The sequence below is a fragment of the Vibrio sp. 10N.222.52.C3 genome, from assembly GCF_041474195.1.
GTDB classification, from domain to species: Bacteria; Pseudomonadota; Gammaproteobacteria; order Enterobacterales; family Vibrionaceae; genus Vibrio; species Vibrio crassostreae_C.
In genome coordinates this window covers 1-218 of the sequence record NZ_JBFRTQ010000100.1, presented here as the reverse complement: position 1 = coordinate 218, position 218 = coordinate 1, and the positions used below count along the sequence as shown (strand labels likewise).

General features: G+C 42.7%; 1 rRNA gene. It reads left to right on the top strand.

Annotated features, from left to right (window positions below):
* Window positions 1-58: 58 nt before the first annotated feature.
* Window positions 59-174, top strand: a 5S ribosomal RNA gene (gene rrf / locus AB4517_RS15885).
* Window positions 175-218 lie beyond the last annotated feature (44 nt).

Here is a 218-nt window from a genome sequence, read left to right as displayed (position 1 = left end):
AACGCTTGAATGAGTTTGAAGAGACTTTTAAATACAGTTTTCCGAATTTTAAAATTTGCTTGGCGACCATAGCATTGTGGACCCACCTGATTCCATGCCGAACTCAGAAGTGAAACACAATAGCGCCGATGGTAGTGTGGGGCTTCCCCATGTGAGAGTAGGACATCGCCAGGCTTTAATTTCGACTTTGTCTATTAAATAGACAAGTCACCATAGAG